Annotated in this window: 1 protein-coding gene; it reads left to right on the forward strand. The window is 46.3% G+C overall.

Going from position 1 to position 454, the window contains the following annotated elements; genetic code table 11:
* A partial coding sequence (locus tag SB816_RS29875) for a hypothetical protein (protein WP_410547974.1) occupies positions 1-454 on the forward strand: 454 nt, incomplete at both ends.

The raw sequence follows: 454 nt of genomic DNA on the forward strand, positions 1-454 counted from the left end.
GTTGGATTTTGCATTTACTTTATCGGTATCGCTTTTTAATTGTCTTAAATTTGCACTGTTTGACGTGTTTTTTGCTTATGACCCGCAGCGTGCATACAATGGCGTTTTGTGGACGATGAGTATCGAGCTATACGGTTCAATGCTTGTCTGCTGCGTGCTTGCGCTATTCGGAAAGGAAAGTAGGTGGATTGCTTACGTTGCCTGTGCGCTGGTATGTGCGCTGCTGAACAGTCCGTTACTGGCATTTATATTTGGAATGATGTTGGCAGAACTTTATCATTGGCGAGGGCGGACTCTGCTTGATGTCGCAGCACCATATTTCCTTGTGCTAGTAGTGGGGTCATGCATTGTAGCGTCAATTTATACGCCATATCCAAGAGATCCCCGCTTTCTCTCCGTGCTGGAAGGGCTTCTAGTTCTTGCAATATCGCTGTATGCGTCAGCTCGTCGTTTC

Source organism: Achromobacter sp. SIMBA_011, assembly GCF_046535435.1.
Classification (GTDB): domain Bacteria; phylum Pseudomonadota; class Gammaproteobacteria; order Burkholderiales; family Burkholderiaceae_B; genus Achromobacter; species Achromobacter dolens.